The 1,394-nt window shown below is 61.8% G+C and carries 1 protein-coding gene; it reads left to right on the forward strand.

Translation table 11 applies throughout. The features are described 5' to 3' along the window. Nucleotides 1–283 precede the first annotated feature (283 nt). Nucleotides 284–1,394 (forward strand): amino acid aminotransferase (locus tag I5W_RS01080; protein WP_044527860.1); only part of this gene is annotated, 1,111 nt, incomplete at its 3' end.

Consider the following 1,394-nt stretch of genomic DNA (forward strand, 5'->3'; position numbering starts at 1 on the left):
GGAAGCAGGACATTGCGCGCAGGCAAGGTGGTGGGAATATTCATCCAAATGCTGACAGGATATGTAAGTTCAAGACGCAATCGGCCCGATGCGGCCTGGGTTATGTCGATTGAACATGGTCCCATGCAGATTCGGCAGGGCAATTGAGCCGGTCTGTGTCTGTGATTGGTCATCCACATTTGCTAGAATGCAGTGTTGCAAAAAGGTGCACACCCAACTCTTGTCGTGTGCATCCATTTCCTTCTGCAGCGCTTTGTTGCAGCTAACTTTTCATGTTATCACGATGAACGCACCTGTCTCCGCCTCCCTGTTTTCCGCCATCGAAATGGCGCCGCGCGACCCCATCCTGGGCGTGACCGAAGCCTACAACGCCGACCAGAACCCGGCCAAGACCAACCTGGGCGTGGGCGTGTACTACGACGACAACGGCAAGGTCCCCCTGCTGGAATGCGTGAAGAAAGCCGAGGCGGAACTGGCGGCCAAGCTGGCTCCCCGCACCTACCTGCCCATCGATGGCCTGGCCACCTATGACCGCGCCGTGCAAGAACTGGTGTTCGGCGCCGGCAGCGCCGTGGTGACCGAAAAGCGTGCCATCACCGTGCAAGCCCTGGGCGGCACCGTTGCCCTGAAGCTGGGCGCCGACTTCCTCAAGCACTTCTCGCCGTCCGGCACCGAAGTCTGGATCAGCGACCCGAGCTGGGAAAACCACCGCGCCCTGTTCGAGATGGCCGGCTTCAAGGTCAATGCTTATCCCTACTACGACCCGGCCACCCGCGGCGTGAACTTCGCCGGCATGTTGGATGCCTTGAAGACCATGAAGACCGGCTCGGTCGTGCTGCTGCACGCCTGCTGCCACAACCCGACCGGCGCCGACCTGACCGACGACCAGTGGACCCAGGTCATCGAGGTGGTGACTTCGCGCGGCCTGATCCCCTTCCTCGACATGGCCTACCAGGGCTTTGGCGACGGCATCGCCGAAGACGGCCAGGTGGTGCGTCGCTTTGCTGACGCTGGCGGCCCGCTGTTCGTGTCGAACTCCTTCTCCAAGTCGTTCTCGCTGTATGGCGAGCGTGTCGGCGCGCTGTCGATTGCTGCGGCCAGCGCCGAAGAAGCTGCCCGTGTGCTGTCGCAACTGAAGCGCGTGGTCCGCACCAACTACTCCAACCCGCCGATCCACGGTGGCCAAGTGGTCGCCACTGCCCTGGCGTCGCCCGAACTGCGCAAGCTGTGGGAAGACGAACTGGCCGAAATGCGCGTGCGCATCCGCGAAATGCGTCAACTGCTGGTGGCCAAGCTGAAGGAAAAGGCCCCCGGCCACGACTTCGACTTCGTCATCAAGCAGCGCGGCATGTTCTCCTATTCCGGCCTGACCAAGGCTCAGGTGGACCGCCTGC

Source organism: Herbaspirillum sp. B65 (assembly GCF_000333555.1).
Lineage (GTDB): Bacteria > Pseudomonadota > Gammaproteobacteria > Burkholderiales > Burkholderiaceae_D > Herbaspirillum > Herbaspirillum rubrisubalbicans.